Source organism: Thioalkalivibrio sp. ALE19, from assembly GCF_000428605.1.
Taxonomy (GTDB): Bacteria; Pseudomonadota; Gammaproteobacteria; order Ectothiorhodospirales; family Ectothiorhodospiraceae; genus Thioalkalivibrio.
The window spans coordinates 1-1,108 of record NZ_AUAG01000066.1 but is presented as its reverse complement, the minus strand read 5'-3'; the positions used below and the strand labels follow the sequence as shown (position 1 = coordinate 1,108).

Annotated in this window: 1 protein-coding gene; it reads left to right on the top strand. The window is 64.3% G+C overall.

What is annotated here, in order from left to right; all coding sequences use genetic code 11:
• Positions 1–248: 248 nt before the first annotated feature.
• A partial coding sequence (locus tag F787_RS17315) for a HAMP domain-containing protein (RefSeq protein WP_028492589.1) occupies positions 249–1,108 on the top strand: 860 nt, incomplete at its 3' end.

Genomic DNA, 1,108 nt, shown 5'->3' with positions numbered 1-1,108 from the left:
AAGAAGGAAGAGGAGAAGAAGAAGCCGGCCCCGGCCCCGCGCGCCCGGACGCAGCAGAAGTCCGCCACCGCGGACAGCAGCGAAGAATGGGAAGAGTTCTGACCTCCGGGGACGCTGACCAGAGGCGCAGACGGAGCCGACAGCAGGCCCGGTGGCCATGACCCGGCGACGTACATCCGTCGCCTCGACCGAACCTTTCGCTCCGCCGGACCGGCGGAGCCCACCCGATTCCGGACCAGGAGAGCAACATGGCGGCTGAAGACAACGCGGACGGGATCACCATTTCCGCAGACGAATACAACGAACTGATCCGCATGCGCTGGGCGGTGGATACGGCCACCCAGCCGTTCATGATGATCCGGCCGGACTGGACCATCAATTACCTTAACGAACCGATGAAGCGGCTGCTGCAGGAACGCGCCGGGGATATCCGCGCCGCCGGCGGCACACCCACCGCGTCGACCGGCGAAAAGCTGGACCGGGTCTTCCCCCAGCTGCTGCCCGAACGCGCGGTGATGGACCGTTGCCGCCACGAGGGGATCGACCGTGAATACACCATGGGCGAGGCAATCCTCAAGGTCCACGTGACCGGCGAGGACTCCGAGGAAGGCGAATTCCTCGGCAATACCCTGGAGTGGTTCGACCTGACCGCCCAGCGCGATGCCGAAAGCCAGATCGAGAAACTGATCCGCGAGGTCCTCGAAGGCCGCCTGGACGAGCGCATCGATACCGAGGAGCTGGACGGTTTCGTCCGCCAGCTGGGCGACGAGCTCAACCGCCTGATCGATTCGGTCAAGGAACCTGTGGACGAAGCCATCGAAGCGGTCCAGGCCCTGGCGCAGGGCGATCTCACCGTACGCATGGAGGGTGATTACAAGGGCGAGTTCGGTCGCATGCAGGAGGCGATCAACGGTTCCATGGATCACCTCGACGACCTGGTGAGGCAAATCCTGGAGGGCGCCGACAACGTGCGTTCGGCCTCCTCCGAGATCGCCCAGGGCAACACCGATCTGTCCCAGCGCACCGAGGAACAGGCCTCCTCGCTGGAGGAAACCGCCTCTTCCATGGAAGAGATGACCTCCACGGTCAAATCCAACGCCGACAACTC